Genomic DNA, 20277 nt, shown 5'->3' on the forward strand with positions numbered 1-20277 from the left:
TAATACATAAATTATAGCATGTTATCCTTTTTTAAAACTTTATATAATTAATATCAATTAATGAAAGAGAGGCTGAGTATCTTGACACAACAATCATTGAAACGCTCAATTACTTGGGTACAGGGAACCGCATTAACCATAGGAGCTGTGTTAGGTTGTGGAATCCTTATTTTACCTTCCATTACTGCAAATAGCGCTGGACCAGCTTCAATTTTATCTTGGGTTATCATGTCTATATTAGCTTTTCCTATTGTAGCAACTCTAGCGCGTCTTGCTAAAATGATTCCTAGTGCTGGAGGAATTACAGCTTATGTTCAAATGGCATTTAATGCAAATACAAGTGCCATCCTAGGCTGGATTATGTTAGGTTCTATTCCTATTGGAGTACCTATTATTGCTTTAACAGGTGCCCATTATATTGGATATGTTTTTCCAATAAGCAATCTTAGTGTTATAGGAATTGCAGCATTAATTTTAATTACCTCTTTACTCTTACATATAAAAGGGATCGAGCTATCATCAAAAGTTAGTGTGTTTGTAATTTGTATCATTTCACTTTTAATAGTTGTCGCTGTTATCGTTTCTATACCTTATGTAAAATTAAGTTCTTTTACACCATTTGTACCAAACGGGTGGTCTTCCGTTGGCGCTTCTTCTGTAATTATCTTTTTCTCATTTGTAGGATGGGAGATGATTACCCCATTAGCTGAAGAATTTAAAAGACCCGCTAAAGATATTTCCATTAGTTTATTTTTAGGAGCAATTTGTATCTCCATTATGTACATTGCTATATCTTTTGTAACAATAGGGACTCACTCATATGGTGATAAGAATCAGATAGCTTCCCTTAGTATTTTAATATCAAAAGGATTAGGACCCATAGGTACATATGTAACAACTATCTTAGCAATTTTCATTTCGTTTAGTGCTGTACATGCTAACATTGCAGGTTTTTCAAGAATGATTTACGCTCAAGCTAGAGAAGGACATTTCCCTTCCTTTTTTGCTAGATTACATTCTAAATTTCAAACTCCAACTAGGGTATTACTATTTTTAGGAGGTATTTTTAGTTGTATTTTAATCTTTTATGGTGTGGCACGACCAAATTTAGAAATGCTTCTTAAAGGTCCTAGTGTAATTTTTATTACCTCTTATATTTTTACAATGCTAGCTGCTCTAAAATTATTAAAAGTGCGTGATATTGGTTGGTGGATGGCCTTCCTTTCTCTAATTATATGTATTATTGTATACTCATTTAGTGGTTGGGCTATTTTCTATCCAGTTATCTTATCAATTATTGGTTGGATTTATATAGTTATGAATAAGAAGTATAGTACCATTAACAATCATTCAATAAATACATCAAATGAAAACTAGTCTCATATAATCTAAAAATTTACCACTCAAAATACAAATTAATATTAATACTATTAATGCTGGAATAAGGAAATCTTCCAATGACTTATACTTAACACAAATTAACCTACTAATTATGTGCATTCAAAAAAACCAGGATAACTTTTTAAAATCATCCTGGTTTTTCTATATTTAATAAAATTTATCATTTCCTATTTATAGAGACCATATCTAACAGCTCTATTTAACTCTATATATTTTATGAGTTTTTTTATATGGATAAACTTGTATATAATAGAAGGATTTTTTTAATCTTCAATTAATTACATTTGATAAACAACGAATCATGTAAATTGAAAATAAATGATAATTAACTGTATTTAATTATGTAAAAAACACATAATTAAATACAGTTATAACTATTATAAAATTCATATCAACATATCAGCGAAAGTAGATCCAACGTTATTTTTACGCTTCATATGCTTCTCTAAATATATTTTTGTGGTTTGAATATTTTCGTGACCGAGTGTTTGCATTAAATGATATAAATCCGCATTTCCTTGTTCAACTGCCATAATTGCAAAAGCATGTCGAAATGTATGTGCGGTTACTGGATTTTCACGATATTGTAAGAACTCTAAGTCTGTCTTCTTTATCATATCTGTTACCTGATTTGATAGTGTTTTAGAATTATATGCACTTCCTCTTTGATTTATAAATAACGGACTTTCATCCCCTTTTTCCAATACTGTTTGGAAACCTCTTCTTCTTCTCATCTCACAAATACATTGGTATAAATGTTCTGAAATAAAAAGTTCACGCACTTTGTTCCCTTTTCCCCTAACCTTTAACCAATACTTTCCATCATAGTGTAAATCTTTTACTCTTGCAGTACACAACTCCTGAATACGCGCACCAGTACTTGCTAATGCAAGTACTATTGTATAGTTTATTAAATGTCCTCTTTCTTTATAAAAGCCTAATATTTTCATGACTTCTTCATAGGATAAATCCCGATTCGGTCGATCTTTTTCATTTACATTCGCACGCTGTAATTCTTCATGAATTGGTTTTTCAATATACCCAAATACATGAAGATGTTTTAAAAAAGAACGTATAAGTATTGATTTTTTTGCAAGTGTTGCGACCGCGTACGTATCCCCATTTCTACCGTTCTCTACCTGCTTCAACCAAGCATTATATTTACGAATATGCCAAGGCTGTAATGTTTTCAATAACGAATCATTTTGCTGCACCTCTTCTCCATTCAATTCGAATTCCTCTGCATGCTGCACCATGCACTGACAAAATGATAAGATTTCAGATACATAACTCTTTTTCGTATCCTCTTTTCTATTCTTTTTCTCATCCATATCTTTTTGTAAATGTACGAAATGATAAATGACTTCCAAATCACTTAAATACGTATATTTACTCTTTCCCTCTTTTTCTGCAACCTCCATCTTCTCTTCCAACTTATCTACATAACGACTATCATGCAGGAATGGAACCATATCTCTTATACTTTCTACATATGTATCTATATCTTCACTTTGATTCTTTGTTATAGGTAAGTTCTCTTTTTTATTTTGTTTATCCATATTTCGAATTAACCCCTCCTATTGAAGATTATGAATATAATTCGCTTTATTACCTTTACTTATTATTTTATTTTACTTCTATACATTATACAAATGATTATTCATTTTCTTTCTGTAAGAATCCTACATTCTTCTTCATTAACCTTTACTTGTATTTTTTTATAATTTATTAGTAAATAGATATCAATTAATAGATAATACCTTAAATTTTAAATCTATTTTATAAAGAAATTAAATTTAAAATTATATTAACAGATAAATTGAATATAAAATTCTTTCGAACCACAAAAATTTGTAAGAACTTTAATAAATTCCATTTCTAATTTTAAATATATCTCATATTCTGATATGATATATACATATCTAAAATACTAGTAAACAATAGTTATGGAGGTGTCCATTCATGACACAGGATTTATTGTTCATTACAAAACCTACTGTAACGACAAAAGAGGCAGCCGACTTATTAGGAGTAACGGTACAAACAATTTTAAAGAAAGAAAAAGATGGATTAATAGAATGTGTATATAAAGATAACTGGAAACAATTCGGTAGTAAGATTTTCTATTTAGAGGATATTGAACGTTTAAAAAATATCGAAGAGATTGAGGGGTATAGTACAAAAGAAGCAGCTGAGATTCTTAATGTAGCACCTTCTACTGTCTTTACATATATCAAATCTGGAAAACTACCTGCTTCAAAGATTGAAAAACGCGGAAAAGAAGTATATATCATTGATAAGGATGACCTTGAAACTTTTCAACTTACTTATGAAAAAACTACATCAAAAGAGAGAAAAACATTCATTGCTAAGATTCAAGACGAAGATATATATTTATATCAATTATTAACACATCAACATACCGGAAAAATAGCGAGAGTAATAGAGATCAATGGAGCAGATGGCAAGATTCTTACAGAAGATGAAGAAATTTTCCCTCTATCCACGTATAAAGAGCATGATTACTCCTTTGAACCTTTCCGTAAGCAAGCTGTAATTACAAAACGAGGGTATTTATCTTTTTCATTTAAAAAACCTCAACTATTTAATTCCATTACTTATAATCTAATAAATTTATTTTATAAAGAGCTAGGTGTCACAAATATGCGATTAAGTGTTTCATCTGATACTATTAAATTAGAAATTAAACCTTTCGTATTACAAGTTGATCCATTGCAATTTCAAGAGGAGATTAAATATTTACATTCTCATATGAAATCCGGTACGATACTTCCACATGTTGAAGGAATTTACTTTAAAAGTAATGTAGAGCCATTAACTTTTCATGCAGATCATGCATTTAAGCAGAAAATAGTTCAATTAGCAGCGAGTGCAGGTATGGGACAGGAAGAATTCTTATTACAAGCTGTAAAATCTTATATAAGAAATTTAGAACAACAATAAATATTTTTTAAGAATAAAAAACCGTAGAAATAAAATATTTCCACGGTTTTTATTTTTACCTAAGATCCTTTTAATTATTTTACAACAATATAGAACTTACCTGGCATTTCATTTTGTGCATCTTGAAATGTTTCTAGAATCAAATCTGCTTCTTCTCCTAACATATTCTGACTTTCTTTGAAAAATTCCCATTCTATTGTTAAAGGAAGAGTAACCCATGCAGTTAAGCAATCCCACAACGCATTAGCATTTTCACCATAGTAATCTGGAAGATCTAATTTGCTCTTTAATGTTTTATGCAGTGCATTTTTACTTGTAAACATCCGCCCATCTAAATATATTTTTTCCATAACTAAATTCCTTTCTACTTTACTTCAGTAAACGTTTTGTAATGATCTGAAGTCCTATACACCAATCCATCACTAGAATAAAGAATTCTATCATTACCTCGATACCCTGTTGAATAATTAATATCAGCTTCATACCAAACTCTACCTGGAGCACTTGGTAAGGGATTTCCTTTATTTTGGAATATATTACCTCCTATGCTTTTTCCAGGGGCTACTTTATGAAGGTTCCCATCCTTACTAACCCAACCAAGTGCTTGTGCTTGTTCTTTCGTGATATAATTATCCGGTAATTTTTTATGTTCTTTTACATATTTAGCAACTTCATCAAAACCAGTAGGATATTTTGTGAAATTAGTAGTTTTTGCAGCCGTTTCTAAAGCCTTACCTTTCTTCTCAAGGTCTCCAACCTTCCCTACAACTTTACCGATAACCCGTGTTGTACCACCAGATACGACAGCCAATGTACCCCATACATAATCTTCTGGATCATATTTTTGACCTGTTACTAAGTCTTCCCCTTTGATGAGTTGTCCAATTTCTTTTCCTGTACCAATTATAGGCGTCATACCCAATACGAATGATACATCTCCATCATTCTTACGATCATATACTCTAGATGGATCGCCACCTAAATCACGTAGTGCATTACTCAAGTCAATATTTCCAACATTGATGGCAGCAGCAGGTATATCAATCTTATGACTTGCTATTTTATTAGCTGAGTCCATAAATGTATTTGCAAGATCTATTCCCATATTGAAATCTGTGAAGAATCCTGGGACTTTCGCATCCAATGCTTGTAAGTCTTGTGCAATGACTGGAACATTTTTTCTTGTTACTTGTACAAGTTCCTCCATCCCAGGTTTCGCCTCATCTATGGAATGTTTCAAGCGAATGGAGCTATTTACGACTGGTCCTAAGTCTTTAATGACACCAGATAATCCTTTCGATAATTCTTGCATATCCAATGTGATTTGATGAGTAAGTGCGTTAATATCTTTTTGCAATTCAAGAACTTTACCCGCAACCACATCTAATTCTTGATAGGTTTTCTCATACGCTTGAGCCATAGATACATATTGTTGAAGTATAAAAACATATGTGTCCATACCAAAATCTAGTAATTCTTTCCCATCGGCTCCAAGCAATTTTACTAACTCTTTCCTTTGCGTAACCGTTAAGTTTCTTATGTCACCTTTCATGGCATTCACTAATTCTTCTAACTTATCATGCGCTTCTTTAATGACTTGCCTTTTATACTGAACATCCTGCTTTGCATCATTAATGTCTCTCGAAAGATTCTCTAAGTTTTCTGCATCATCTACCCAACGTCGTTCTTCTTCTTCTAAAATTTTGATCGTGTTATTTATGTATGTTTCGTCACTTTTTAAGTAATCTAATACACCTTCAAATATCTTTACTTTTCCATCAAGCAAAGTAAGTGGACTTTTAGCCTCCTGATCAAAGATAATAGCATCATGAATACGCACATATCCTTTTTCACCTTGGTAATTAACCTCATACCAAGAACCGACTTTCCCCACTACTTCTATCATTTCACCCTTATTCACACTTTTTGCACGTAATGCTTTTTTCAAGTCTGGCTCAGGATATACTTTTTTAACAAGGGATTCTAATGTAACCCACCCTTTAATCATTTCTCCGTCTTGATTAAAAGAGAATTTCTTATCTTTATATGTAAAATCTCCTGTTTGTAATGCACCTGAAGGCTGTAGTAAATACCAATTAAACTCTTGTTTCATCCAACCATTTCTTGATTCATGAGAAGCATCAAAATAATACGGTTTCCCATCAACATTTGTAAAACCTGATTGTACAGAACCTAATGGACTAAAGTAATAGATTTTGCCATCAATATGTTGGATTCCGGTTTGCACTACACCATCGGTTCCCAGATAATAATCATATCCACCTGTATGTAACCAGCCCGTTTGCATAAAACCATCGGCACCAAAATAATAGCGTTTCCCATCAATTGATTGGAAACCTGTTATTCTTTGCCCATCTTTTTTATAATACGTCCATTTTCCTTCTTCTTGTACCCACCCTTTTTGATTATCTAAATAAAATGCTTCTTTTAATTGATCAATCCATTGTAATCCATTCGCAAGAACCTCTGTATCACTATCTAATTGTTTATCAAATTTCTTTTGAATATTGGATGGAAAGTACTTTTCAGGATCTTTATGATACTCAGTTATCATAAACTGAGACAAATTCGTTGCTTCTTTTGTTACATCCCATGAACGAACTGGTGATTCACCAATTACAACAGACTCCAGTATTCGAACATATCCAACCTCTCCTTGATATTTGACCTGATACCATAAACCTTGCTTGGATATGACTTCTAAAACATCTCCATCCTTTACAGGCTTAGATGTCAATAGAAATTTTGTTTCTGGCTTTGGATAGATTCTTTTAACAGCAGAACGTAGAGTAATCCATCCCTTTTCCATATCCCCGTACTTATTAATTTCAAATGGTTTTCCTTGATAGGTAAATGTTCCTGTCACATACTTCCCATCTTTTAAATAGCTCCATGAAGTTGCAGAAAAACTCCATCCAGTCTTTAGTTTACCAGGTTCACTATAATATAAAGTATCTTTCCCTACCTGCTTTCTTCCTTGGAATAGCCTTCCATCTTTAAAAAAGGAGTACTCTATTCCATCTAACGTAATGTTATCTCTTTGCTTACTCCCATCTTTGTTGTAATAGTACCAATTCTCTTTCTCCTTCACCCAGCCAACTGATTCATCATTTTGCATATCTGTTACTTTCATAATCGTTCTATATAAGAACATAGAAAATTGCTCTCTAGTAACAATGCCATTTGGATTAAAGTTTCCGTCACCTGTACCACTTGTTATGTTGTTACCGGCTAATATTTTGACATATTCGTTGGCCCAGTGACCTTTCATATCCGTAAATTCTACATTTCCTTGCGGTTTTAAATCGAATGTTTTGACAAGCACAGTTGCCATTTCGGCACGTGTCATATTATTTTTCGGATTGAATTTTTTTTCAGCATTTACACTGAAAATACCACGTGCTGTTAGTGCCAAAATTTCCTTTTTGAAATTGCTGTCACCAATATCAACAAATGGATTATTTGTACTATCTTGCGGTTTTAAATATCGATACAAGAAAGCAGCGAGATGTTCGCGAGTAATAGGATCCGCTGCACCGAAATACCCATTTCCGTATCCTGTTATAATCTTATTCTCCACCATATACATCATTTCTTTATACGCCCAATGAGTTTTAGGAACGTCAATAAAAGATGATGAATTCACTTGACCATTTTGTTCTGCATACGCTGTTCCTACTGTACTGAATAATAAAATACATACCATAAAACTTAAAAATAATTTCTTAATTGTATTCATAATAGCTCCTATTCAATTGTTAAAAATATAATTGCAAAATCAGCACTTATTTTATCCTTCATTTACGGCGTTTTATATAATTATCAAATTTCTATTCATACTGATATTTCGCATAAGGACAACCTAAGTCATTCTGTCTAACCTATAATTGATTCATAAGATGTTTCATTTTTTAAATGGAGTAACCCATTTATGGAACCTTCTTAACATACAGTAAAACTAAGTTTTTTAATTTGAAAATCTCTTAGTGTAAAATTCGCATTATGTTGACGAAATCCATAATAATACCAATCTCCTTTCTCATTGACGTGGCCTATTTGATTTAAAACTTCGACTTCCTTTTTAAACATTGGTGCATAGGTAGAAAATAATTAAAATTATGATAATATAAGTCCTATGATCTTCTTCATACTCGCATCTCCTTATCAATTCGTAAAAAACCTTTTAATTATATATTGTATTTAATTGATAATAAAATAAAAAAATACAAATATGCATAATTGCATATTAACCTTCTCAATAGGGTGTACCCTATTGAGAAGAAATCATTTCCTTGATATTATTAGTCTCATAGACCCTCAATAACACTTATCAAAAATATGTACAAAAAGAGGGATGAAAATGGTCTATGGATACGCACGTGTAAGTGCACAAGATCAAAATTTAGATACACAAATTGAACAACTTATAAAATATGGAGTAGATGAAATCATAAAAGAGAAAATTAGTGGAGTAACAAAACAAAAGCCGGAGTTAGATACGTTACTTTCAAAATTAACTACTGGGGATACCTTAGTCGTAACTAGAATGGATCGTTTAGGTAGAAATACCATTCAACTGTTATAGTTAGTAGAACAATTTTGGGAAAAGGATGTTCACTTTGCAATTTTAAATTTAGGAATTGATACAAGAACTCAAACGGGTAATTTCTTCTTAACTGTCATGGCTGCCTTTAGTGAATTAGATCGTGAAATGATTAAAGAAAAACAACATGCGGGAATAAAGCTAGCAAAACAAAAAGGAGTGTATAGAGGAAGAGTAAAGAAATATACGGATAAGCACCCAGTTATGAATCATGCGATTGAATTGCGCAAGCATACCAATAAAACTGTTAAAGAAATATACCAAATTACTGGTGTGAGTCCGGCCGCTCTGTATCGTAGATTAAAAGAACTTGAATAAAGTTCTTTTTTGATTTGTAATTAAATCCCAGAGTGGCCCCTCATACCGAGAATCGTTTCCGTACCCCTGGGAGAGAAACACATGCCTATCAGGGTAAAATTAGCTAAGTGCAAACTCATCCAAACTTTTTTGTTCTTGTACAAGGGCATAAAACTCTCAACTATTCCGAGAAAAATCTCTATTCAGTTAAATTTCATATCTTTAATTGAGCAAAAATCACAAAAATTATCCAACTTTTGTATAAAAGAATGAGTCAATTGAACTTAGAAAAAGCGTGTTTTAATAAAAAAATTTTTCCGAATGCACTTTTTCTTTTTGTTCTTCTATCAGGGATCATAACGTTAAATTAATCAAACATTTTTCGAAAACAACAACAGTTATTTACGAGAATACAACCTCAACTTAAAAAAGACCACCCCTTTCAATAAAGGAAGTGGTCTTCCTAAATTATCTATTTTCTTAAAATAAACCTATAATAACTTTGATATCTCTTTACTCAGTCATCCGATTATAGGAATAAAATCCATTAATACATGTAATTCTATCCCTATTAAAGCAGAAATAAAAATGATTTTTAAGAAAATACTCTATTTATAAGTAAACAATATTATTAATCTAAGTATTATAAAATTAGTAACTCACTTAAGAAGTTTTAAAAGACAAGCTTGTTAATGATGTTCCAACACTTAATTCGTCATTTAATACGAGGGATAAACAAGCTACTAATGGTAATTGAGCCATCAGAATTAATCACTATACTAGGACTAGATCCACACTCTTCTCCACCACTTACAATTGATTCTACCCCACCACTCGGAGTAAACGTAACTAAAAGACACACATCGATACAAATATCATTTAAAGTATATGCCATTACTTATACCCCTCCCTAAAACAATTTATAATAAGCTATGTGGGGTCACCATATCATTGCGGGAAAATTGTACGTTTAGACACATTTTAGACACAAAAAAACGAGTGTGTAAATTTAGATGATAGTTATAATTTCAAAAGTGGATCAGATTTTTTATTATAACTAAAAAATCTGATCCACTTATTTGTGTCCTTAAAAATAATCATATTTAAAAAAAGTAATAAATGAACTTTCATTCATCGTTTAATAGGTTTTAACTTTTTCTATTCTATATAGAAATATTTGTTTACTTTTCTGTAATATTCACAAAATTAACAGCTCTCTCGTCCTCAGTACCTAAAGCCGTATTCACTTTATCTATTTCCTTTCTTAATTCTGGTGCTTTCCCTTGATTGACTAAGTTAAGATTCCCAAAAGATTTATTAAAAGATAGAAATTGTCTTGTTTGTTCTTTCCCATTTATTTCTTTAAATAATATATCATCTACAATTAATAGGATTACGTTGGATCCACCACGATATGGAGATAGCCATACATCCCCTTTATATTGAACATTCATTTTTTTCTCATCAAATGTTAGTTCTTTCAAGTCTTTATATTCTTTATTTGCAAATATGATAGTTTCATCTTTTTCTATTTTTGGTAACGAATCAAGAGGGACTGAAGATAGGAGCCCCTCGTTATTATCCCTTTCACGAATAAATCCCTTTGTATTCATTTTTTCAGCAGTTGTTCTACTAATAAATAGTAAATTACTAGTAGCAGTATCCATAGAATCCCCAAATTTAGTTGGTAACTTTATGTCAAGCTTATTATTATCTATAGTCCCTTCTTTTAATTGATATAGGTCTTGTGAGGTTGTTATATCTTTGTATGAGTCAATTATAGAGTTTCTTGTTTGTTCGTTTATCGTTCCTACTTCTATTGAAATTCCATTTGCTGGAGAGTCTTTTGTACCAAATAATGAACATGCTCCTAACATGGTAATCGAAATACTAGCTACTATTAATAATCCAATTCTTTTTTTCATCCTATATTCTCCTTCTTTTTAAATTAAAAGATTGTTTTATACATTTTTTTCAAATATTGAGCACGAACAAAGTAAAAGTATATAATTTGCATAACTAAGAAACAAATCAATACCACAACGGAACTACCCAAGACTGAAAAATTGGCTAACTTTTGTAAGGCCATAAAAGCAACTGTACTATGTGTAATCGCTATTGCAATTGGTAAAAAGAATAACAATGCAAGTTGACGTGACACAATTTTCTTTAATTCAGGTTTACTTAAACCAACTTTTGCTATCATTTTATATTGCTGCTGATTTCGTTCTAAGTCTGTATATAATCGGAAATATAAAAAGCTTGCAGCAAAAGTAAAGAAAACGATACCTATTAATACACTCATGATAGATGCAAGTCCAAAACCTTGTTTCATCACTATCCATGTAAAAATTAAAGACGAAAATGTATATTGTTCGTTGTATACTTCAAGTTCACTAATACCCTGATTATCTTTCTTTAAAGTAGTCACGATTTTTTCAGCAACCTTTTTTGTTTGATCCCAATTTTTCACAATAAAACCATTGATAGTGAATTGACCGTAGTGACTCTCTGGATCCACAATCATTTGATTATATACAGTATCCGGAATAATAATTGTCGTTATGTTTGTATCTTGTAGTTCTTTTGACGTTAGTATTTTATTTACATGCATAGCTCTTTTTATATTTCCATGCAACAATTGAAAGTCATTTTGATTAGATTTTGCATTAGCGACTTTTTTTGAAGGAATGACAAAACTACTATTTTGATCTTTTAAGCTTTCTTTTTCAAAATCAAATGACTCTGCTAACCTATTGTAATCACTTATTTTTATAACGCTTAATAATACATTACTGTTATAAAGGGTATCTGGAATTTGTTTTATTGAATAAGCGACTTGTTTGAATTTAAACCCACCATTATTGAGTTCGCTTTCTATTTTTTTTAGATGCTCTTTTTCTAAAGGATTATTATTATAAGACTTATAAGAAAATGCAAAGGGACTATTTGATTCAGCCATGGATGAGTTACCTAATCCCATACAAGTTCCCACTGCAGTGAAGGCAACAGCAGAAATAATAGTTACCATAAAAAACATTTTTGCATTATCTTTTAATTGATACACTAAATCTGAAATGGTGAGTATGTTTGTTTTCTTAAAGAAAATATTTTCCCTTTTCTTTAATACACGTAACACATACACACTGAGCTGTGTAAATAAGAAGTACGTTCCAAGTACAACAAAGCTCACCCCTGTCGCCATCATGAATAATACATATTTCATATCCATGTAATGAATTGCGTGAACACTATGGAAAACAGCCGTATATCCTAATCCAATACAAATAAGTGCGAATAAAGATAGCCCAAAGGATGCTTTTGGTTCAGGCTTTGGCTTTTCTTCTGCTTTTATTAATTCTACTAATTGCTCTACATTTACTAGTCGAGAAGTGAAAAGTGAAATAAATAAAAACAATAAGAAGAACGCTCCAAATGTTATCCCAATTGCTTTAAAGGGCATGTAAAATGGGAGTCCTTTATCAATCATTAACAAATTGTTGCTCATAATTAAGATAAACTTAGAGAACGCCATTCCAATTGTAATTCCTGTTAAAGTGGAAGCGATACCAATTATTATATTTTCAATAAATACTAATTTGTTCAATTGTGGGCGTGACATCCCATGTAGCATTAGAATTCCAAAATCTTTTTTTCTTGTTTTTAAAAATGCACTTACAGAATATAGGATAAAAAAGAATGAGAAGAAAAATATTAACCCCTGCGATATCTGTAATCCTGACTTTGCAAATGTATTGATTGTTACACTGGCAGCAAGATCGCCTTGTAAATTTGGATGAAATGCAAGTAATGCATACGTAAAGAAAATCATAATGGCAAACGTACTACTTAAAAAATGAGCCAAATATGTTCGTTTACTTCGAATGACGTTATTAAATGCGAATTGTCGAAAAGTCATGTGCATTTCCTCCTAATAATGCTAAAACCTCTAGAATTTTTTGATAGAATACTTTGCGATTATCTCCACAATAAATCTCATTGTATAACTGTCCATCTTTGATAAACACAATTCGATCACAATAACTTGCAGCCATTGCATCATGTGTCACTAACATCATCGTTGTGCTATTTTCTTTATTAAGCGTTGTCAATAATTCCATCACATCACTAGCAGATTTTGAATCCAGATTTCCTGTAGGCTCATCCGCAAGTAATAATTTCGGATTATGAATAGTAGCACGTGCGATTGCCGTTCTTTGTGCTTGTCCACCAGAAATTTCATACGTACGTTTATCTAATATTTTAGTTATCCCAAGTTTTTCAGCAATAGCCTCAACTTTCTCTTCCATTTCTCGAGGACTTACACCATCAAGCGTAAGTGGAAGAACAATGTTTTCTTTCACTGTCAATGTATTAAGGAGATTAAATGATTGAAAAACAAATCCTAATTCACGTCTTCGAAATAAAGACAACTGATCTGGAGATAACAGATATGGATTTTCTCCATGAATTAATACTTCTCCTGATGTTGGAGCATCTATAGTAGACACCATATTTAATAGCGTTGTTTTACCACTCCCAGATGGTCCCATAATTCCTACAAATTCACCTTTGTTTATTTTTAAATCAATATGGGATAATGCTGTATAAGAAATTTTCCCAGGATAAACTTTCCCTAAATCTGAAACATGTAGTATCTTCACAATTATTTCACCTTCCATTTCTCTTTTCGATACATGAAGTGTAACCTATATATAGTATGTCTCATATCGATTCCCCTAACATTTATCTAACAAGTTTGTAAGATTCAAAAGAAAAAACCGATGAGTAATCTTACTTTCATCGGTTAACGAGATGCATACGGGAATATCTTATGATTTAGTTTTCCACATACTTCTTTAACAGGTTTTGTTTTCTTTAAAGTTAGAAACTTTCGCAAATGAACCGACGATTCTAACTTTCTTCCAATATATCCCCATACGCCATATCCATTCTAAAGGTCCCATTCTGAAGTACTTTAACCATATATTACTATAAATAATTTGTATAACAATAATGGATAGACCGATACCTAAATAGGTTAAGAATGAGAATTTTCCATTTTCTAAATAGTCAAAAACAATCGATGTATGCACAATATAGTTTGACATAGACATTCGGCCAAATGCGATTAAACATGAGAACATACTTCTTACCATGGGAATCATACTTAAAATGGTTAAGCCAACAATATAAAATAGGGGCAGTACGAAAGAACTAAAATTATTCATCCAGCCATAAGAATAGTATGTTAAAAAGAATAGGAGGACTAAACCTGTTACAAGTAATACCTTACATCTTTGTAGGTGATTGAAAAAAGATACCTGTCCTAAAAATATCCCTAAAATAACCATTGAAAGCCCGCTTAACATGCTTACTAAAGATACAATTTGATTATTAGTTGATTCACCTTCAATTAAAACCATGTCACGTGTGAACCAAATCAATATTGCAATAGCGATAAAAACGACAATGTTAATCACCGGTGGTATATACTGAAATACAAATCCTATTAGCCCATAAATTGCATACATAATAAATAATCCACCGGCAGGGACCCCTACAAATGTACATGTAACACCAATTAATAACAGGATACTAAAACGCCGGATATATATTAAATTTGCCCTTTCACCCCTCTTCTTTAAATTTGACATTAATAATGCAGAAGATAAGCCTAGAAGGAACATAAATATATAAATAAATTTGGATACCATGAAAGTGTAAATGAAAGAGCTAAAATAAGGATTGGCATCAGTGCTCACCATACTCGTGTTTTGAAATATATTTGTAAAAGTAATGCCTATAAGCGCAAATCCCCGTAAATAATCAACTATTTCAATACGTTGCTTTTGTATCATAATTCCTTTCTCCTTTCAGTTTTGATTCTACATACAATGTACATATTGCATAGGATTTTTCCTATCGATTTCCCTAACATTTATCTAACAAGTTTGTAAGATTCAAAAGAAAAAACCGATGAATAATCTTTCTTTCATCGGTTAACGAGAGGCATACGGGAATACGATTCTAACTTTCGTTCCCTTACCTACCTCAGATTCTAGCTCAATCTTATGATTTAATTTTTCACATACTTCTTTAACAAGATATAATCCCATTCCCGTAGACTCTTTAAATTCCCTACCATTTTCTCCAGTATAAAATGGATTGAAAACACGTGGTAAATCAGCAGTAGGAATGCCCACTCCATAATCTCTTACTTCCAAAATAATTGCTCGTCCTTTTGAATATGCCGATATTATTACTTTCCCTTTCTTACTTGATGAATATTTAATTGCATTTGACAGTACTTGATTGAGTATAAATCGAAACCATTTCTTATCTGTTTCTACAATAAGACTCGGATCTACTTTTACTTCTGGATACACATAACTACGTATAAACAGACGTTTGTTTTCATGAATAACAGAATCAATCATTCCCAATAATTGCAATCTTTCTACATGAAAATCCTGTTCAAATGTTTCTAAACGAGCAACATATAAGACCATTTCTAATCCTTTTTTGATTCTTTCCGTTTCTTCATTAATACTGTCAAATCGAGAGTCATCGGCATCTTGTGTAATTAACTCAATAACAGAAAGAGGTGTTTTCATTTGATGAACCCATTGATTCATAAAAGTCATTTGTTCTTGTTGTTTTCGTTCCCATTTTTTTAATTGGTTTTGATAATATTGATATTGAGTTTGTAGTAATTTATCTAATGCCATTGATAATGGAGTCAAATCACTATCTTTTATTGAATCATTTAAAGTTTCTATTGGTGTTGATAGACGCTTGTAGAATGAACGATGACTATAATAACGATATATTAAATAACCCATTAATAAAAAAACACCCAAAAATACAGAATATAATGCTGTCAAAATATGTGGATAACCATCAAACCAATATATAAATAGGATGATAAGTAATTGGGCAAATGTATAACAAATAAGTGGAATATGTTCTTGTAAAAATAATTTCATTATTCCTTTCCTTCCTCCTCCCAAGTAGCATGCAGACGATATCCAGCACCACGAACTGTCTCCAGTGCGTTTTCGATACCTAAATCTTGCAATTTCCTTCTAATTCTACCTATATTTACACTCAATGTATTCTCGTCTACATACGAACTATCCCATAGTTGTTCTAAAATCACTTCACGTTTTACAAGGAGCGGAGACTTTGTTATCAATATTTCCAATAAAGTTGTTTCTTTTCTAGTAAGTAAAATTGCCTTATCATCTAGTTGAAGTTCCATTCTTTCTGGGAACAGGAATAACCCTGATTGCTCAACTATCCGTTCTTTTACTTTGGGAGCATATTCACCGTATGCTCTTCTGAGTTGACTACGGATTTTAGACATTACAACTTCATAATAAAAAGGTTTCGTAATGTAGTCATCACCACCATTTTCTAAAGCCATAACTTGATCCATCTCTCCACTCCTTGCAGATAGAAATACAATTGGACAAGTAGAAATAGCTCGTATTTGGCGACACCAATAATAACCGTCAAAACTAGGTAAATTTACATCTAATAGGACTAGATCTGGTTTAATCTTTTGAAATATATCTAAAATATTTTCAAAGTCCTCTATCATAACACTTTGGTATCCGTATTTTTTAATATGAGTTCCCAGTAATTCAGCGATTTTTATATCATCTTCTACAATCATGATTGTATTCATATCGTACTCTCCTCTAATTTAAGTGTGATTTTTAAAGTTTGTTTGGCTTTTTATATTTAATTTTTAAGTTAATTTATTTAAAAGAAATAATATCTTACATACGCCCTAAAATGCAATTAATATCAAATAAAGCTTATATCTTTTGTTTTTTTATTAATAAAAATTTAAAGAGTAAATGGATTGGTTTTTTTCAGAATATAGATGATTTTCATTAAAAAAATGAATTGATATTAGTAAGGGTATTTGAATAGGTAATAACTCAATATATCCATTAATATTTTTTATCCAATTTACTTTAATTAACATATATTACTGTACTATGTGTACAGAAAATTGTATGTTTCTGGACACGTTAATATGGAACAAAAAATTATAGGATTTCTCCTTTTTTCATGTTCAAAAACCCTGTAAACTTATCTATGTTCAGATAAATATATAGAATTAAGTTATTGAACAAAAGGAGAAAAAAGGAATGAAGGTTGGATATGTTCGAGTATCTACAATTGATCAAAATTTAGACTTACAGTTTGATGCTTTGAAATCTTATGGATGCGATAAAATATTTCAAGATAAATTAAGTGGGGTTAAAGATAAAAGGCCAGGCTTAGAGGAAGCGTTTCAATATGTACGTCCTGGTGATTCCTTGGTAGTTTGGCGATTAGATCGCTTAGGTCGTACTATGCGACATCTTATTCAGATTGTTAATGAATTGAATGAACGAGGGATCAGTTTTTATAGTGTTCATGAAAATATTACAATGGATCGTTCAAGTGCTACTGGTCAACTTATGTTGCACTTATTTGCATCTTTTGCGGAATTTGAACGTAACTTGATTCGTGAACGAACGGAAGCTGGTAGAATTGCTGCACGAGCAAGAGGGCGCTTTGGTGGTAGACCAGAGAAACTAAAAGACAAGGAAATTGATATGATACAAACCCTTGTTGCCAATAAAACTCCTATTAAAGATGTAGCTCAAATGCTTGGAGTCTCTCGTACTACGGTTTATCGATATTTAAATAAATAGGAGGAAATAATATGGTAACAAGGGAGCTTCTCACTTCATCACAAAGGGCGTATTTTTATGAAATTCCTGAATACATGGATCAACGGGAGATACTGTGCTATTACACAATATCTGATGAAGAATTACAGATTATAAATAAACAGCGTGGAGCCGCTAATAGATTAGGGTTTGCCATCCAAATTGCATACTTACGTTTTCCTGGAAGACCATTATCTGTAAATGAAAAAATTCCGGATTTTATTGTACATACGATTGCTAAACAATTAGGAATTTCACCTTCAGCTATACAAAATTACGCACGTGAGCGTGATACAACTCGTCGTGAACATCTCATTAAAATTAGAGGTACATTTGGATTTCGAACGTTTACTATAAAAGAATATCGAGAGTTAGCAAGTTGGCTTCTTCCTATGGCAATGAAACCAGATCAAGGACATCTTTTAGTAGAGGCTCTTGTTATAGAAATGAGAAAAAGAAAAATCATTCTACCAGCTATATATGCAATTGAACATTTAGCATGGGCTGTACGTGAACGATCACATAGAAGGATCTTTAAACAATTAACAAGAAGTCTCACTTCTTCTCAATGTAAGCAACTAGATAAGTTATTAAGCATAGGAAAAGGATACAAGTATTCGTATTTATCATGGCTTTGACAACCTCCAGGTGTTGTTTTTGTTAAAAAATTCCATAAGGTTATGGAGAGAATAGAGTTTATTCAAAAATTAAATTTACCATTAGATAATGGTCGAGAAGTGCATCAGAATCGATTGTTACAGATGGCACGTGAAGGATCACGTTATTCCAATCAACATTTATCTAGGTTTCATGAGCTCAAACGCCACGCAATCCTTATGGCTTTTCTTATTCATATTTATGCTTTTTTAACAGATCAAGGGATAGAAATGCTTGAGAAGCTAATGGGTAGAATGTTTAATCGAGGAGAGAAGAAACATAAGGACCACTTTCAAAAAGACGGAAAAGCGATTAATGAAAAGGTTCGTTTATACGCCAAAATTGGAAAAGCATTAATTGAAGCAAAAGAATTAGAACAAGATCCTTTTGAATCCTTACAATCTATCATTTCATGGGAACAGTTTGTACAATCAGTAGAACAGGCAGAAGAATTAGCTAGACCAGCAGAATTTGATTATTTAGAACTACTAGATAATCACTATGGTCATTTTCGAAAGTTTGCCCCCAGATTATTAAGAACTTATTTATTTAAAGCATCTAAAGCAAGTAATACTTTATTTCAGGCTTTAGAGACATTAAAAGAAATAAATCAAACAGGAAAACGAAAAATTCCTGAAACAGCTCCGATGGATTTTTTTAAGTCAAAATGGTTCAAACATGTAATCAAAGATAATGGTATTAATCGTCATTACTATGAATTCGGTGTCTTTTCAGAATTATGTAATCACCTCCGTTCTGGGGATATGTGGGTTATAGGAAGTAAACAATATAAGGATTTTGAAGAGTATCTATTACCACAAGAAAAATGGTCTGAATTGAAGAATAAAAAACAAGTTCCTTTAACAATTCCAACAAATATCGATCAGTATTTACAGAAGCGATTTCAGTTAATGGAAGAGCAACTTTCTAAGGTAAATCATTTAATTCAAAATCAACTATTGCCAGACGTTTCAATCTATGCAGGAAAAATCCAAATTTCACCTTTAAAGAAAATGATTCCAGATGAAGTTGAAGATTTAACTAGGCTTATTTACAGTGTATTGCCACGTGTTAAATTAACAGAATTATTGGTAGAAGTAGATAGCTGAACACAAAATAGCCCCTTCTCACCAGTAGCGGCTATTTTATATGAAAATACTTCATTAGTTTATATATCCTAAAACACTTACAATCTTACTCGCTTTTAAATTATGAATATGATAATAAATTTCTAAACCTTTTCGCTCAGCTCGTAACACTTTGCCCTTCATTTTTGATAAATGTTGTGAAACCGTCGATTGTGGAATATTCAGTAATTCTGTTAATTGTGTTACATTACACGTTTTTCTCGCACTTAATTCATTTACAATTTGTAAGCGGATTGGATGCGCCATAATTTTCAAAATATCTACATCTTCTTCTGAAACTAAACTTTTTCTCATTTCACTTGTATATGTTGTCATAGGACATTCCCCTTTTATATGAACTCCTTTTATTTTGATCTATTTCCAAAATATTTAAAACTCCGATGTAAAACCTTTATATAAAAATAAGGGAATTTTAAATTTTTAAAAACAGAACGAAATACAATTCACTTTA

13 protein-coding genes and 3 pseudogenes are annotated in these 20277 nt (G+C 31.6%); 5 read left to right on the forward strand and 11 right to left on the reverse strand.

The genetic code is table 11. The annotated features are described in order from the left end of the window. Window positions 1–81: 81 nt before the first annotated feature. Window positions 82–1377 (forward strand): APC family permease, encoded by a 1296-nt coding sequence (locus NHG49_RS29120; RefSeq protein WP_258127005.1) that lies wholly within the window; start codon window positions 82–84, stop codon window positions 1375–1377. Between the two features lie 410 nt (window positions 1378–1787). Here the strand turns inward: NHG49_RS29120 and NHG49_RS29125 are convergent, their stop codons facing one another. Then, window positions 1788–2960, reverse strand: coding sequence for a tyrosine-type recombinase/integrase (locus tag NHG49_RS29125; protein WP_222661471.1), 1173 nt, complete (start codon window positions 2958–2960; stop codon window positions 1788–1790). 403 nt (window positions 2961–3363) lie between these two features. On the opposite strand from NHG49_RS29125, the gene NHG49_RS29130 reads away from it, so the two are divergent. Then, window positions 3364–4365, forward strand: a complete 1002-nt coding sequence (locus NHG49_RS29130; RefSeq protein ID WP_258127006.1) for a helix-turn-helix domain-containing protein — start codon at window positions 3364–3366, stop codon at window positions 4363–4365. 74 nt (window positions 4366–4439) lie between these two features. On the opposite strand, the gene NHG49_RS29135 is transcribed toward NHG49_RS29130, so the two are convergent. Together NHG49_RS29135 and NHG49_RS29140 are read right to left on the reverse strand one after the other, a co-directional pair. After that, a complete protein-coding gene (locus NHG49_RS29135; protein ID WP_097815842.1) occupies window positions 4440–4715 on the reverse strand; it encodes a barstar family protein in 276 nt (91 codons plus the stop codon). A 14-nt stretch (window positions 4716–4729) separates the two neighbouring features. Continuing rightward, window positions 4730–8125: an S-layer homology domain-containing protein gene (locus NHG49_RS29140; RefSeq protein WP_258127007.1), complete on the reverse strand. Its 3396-nt coding sequence runs from the start codon at window positions 8123–8125 to the stop codon at window positions 4730–4732. A 621-nt stretch (window positions 8126–8746) separates the two neighbouring features. On the opposite strand from NHG49_RS29140, the pseudogene NHG49_RS29145 reads away from it, so the two are divergent. After that, window positions 8747–9307, forward strand: a pseudogene (locus NHG49_RS29145) (recombinase family protein). A 642-nt stretch (window positions 9308–9949) separates the two neighbouring features. On the opposite strand, the pseudogene NHG49_RS29150 reads toward NHG49_RS29145, so the two are convergent. From NHG49_RS29150 to NHG49_RS29180, 7 genes and pseudogenes are all read right to left on the reverse strand, one after another. Beyond that, window positions 9950–10181 (reverse strand): annotated as a pseudogene (locus NHG49_RS29150) (hypothetical protein). A 286-nt stretch (window positions 10182–10467) separates the two neighbouring features. Further along, window positions 10468–11211 (reverse strand): lipoprotein BA_5634 family protein, encoded by a 744-nt coding sequence (locus tag NHG49_RS29155; protein WP_222661465.1) that lies wholly within the window; start codon window positions 11209–11211, stop codon window positions 10468–10470. A gap of 23 nt (window positions 11212–11234) precedes the next feature. Continuing rightward, on the reverse strand, window positions 11235–13205 hold the full coding sequence (locus NHG49_RS29160) for an FtsX-like permease family protein (protein WP_222661463.1): 1971 nt from the start codon (window positions 13203–13205) through the stop codon (window positions 11235–11237). Beyond that, a complete protein-coding gene (locus tag NHG49_RS29165; protein WP_272939127.1) occupies window positions 13180–13950 on the reverse strand; it encodes an ABC transporter ATP-binding protein in 771 nt (256 codons plus the stop codon). Before NHG49_RS29165 ends, NHG49_RS29160 begins: the two co-directional genes overlap by 26 nt. 195 nt (window positions 13951–14145) lie before the next feature. Then, the gene (locus NHG49_RS29170) at window positions 14146–15147 is read right to left on the reverse strand and encodes a DUF418 domain-containing protein (protein WP_258127010.1); all 1002 of its coding nucleotides are present in this window, start codon (window positions 15145–15147) and stop codon (window positions 14146–14148) included. A 141-nt stretch (window positions 15148–15288) separates the two neighbouring features. Further along, entirely contained in the window at window positions 15289–16275 is a 987-nt protein-coding gene (locus tag NHG49_RS29175) for a sensor histidine kinase (RefSeq protein ID WP_222655521.1), read from the reverse strand. After that, on the reverse strand, window positions 16275–16979 hold the full coding sequence (locus tag NHG49_RS29180) for a response regulator transcription factor (protein ID WP_048517110.1): 705 nt from the start codon (window positions 16977–16979) through the stop codon (window positions 16275–16277). Before NHG49_RS29180 ends, NHG49_RS29175 begins: the two co-directional genes overlap by 1 nt. A gap of 472 nt (window positions 16980–17451) precedes the next feature. Between NHG49_RS29180 and NHG49_RS29185 the strand changes: the two genes are divergently transcribed. After that, window positions 17452–18003 carry a recombinase family protein gene (locus NHG49_RS29185; RefSeq protein ID WP_222655519.1) on the forward strand — a complete coding sequence of 184 codons (552 nt, stop codon included), beginning with the start codon at window positions 17452–17454 and terminating at the stop codon, window positions 18001–18003. An 11-nt stretch (window positions 18004–18014) separates the two neighbouring features. Further along, window positions 18015–19784, forward strand: a pseudogene (locus NHG49_RS29190) (Tn3 family transposase); the annotation flags it as partial. Window positions 19785–19841: 57 nt separating this feature from the next. Here the strand turns inward: NHG49_RS29190 and NHG49_RS29195 are convergent. After that, window positions 19842–20141 carry an ArsR/SmtB family transcription factor gene (locus NHG49_RS29195; protein WP_088047359.1) on the reverse strand — a complete coding sequence of 100 codons (300 nt, stop codon included), beginning with the start codon at window positions 20139–20141 and terminating at the stop codon, window positions 19842–19844. Window positions 20142–20277: the final 136 nt, after the last annotated feature.

This window comes from Bacillus sp. IBL03825 (assembly GCF_024712505.1).
Taxonomy (GTDB): domain Bacteria; phylum Bacillota; class Bacilli; order Bacillales; family Bacillaceae_G; genus Bacillus_A; species Bacillus_A wiedmannii.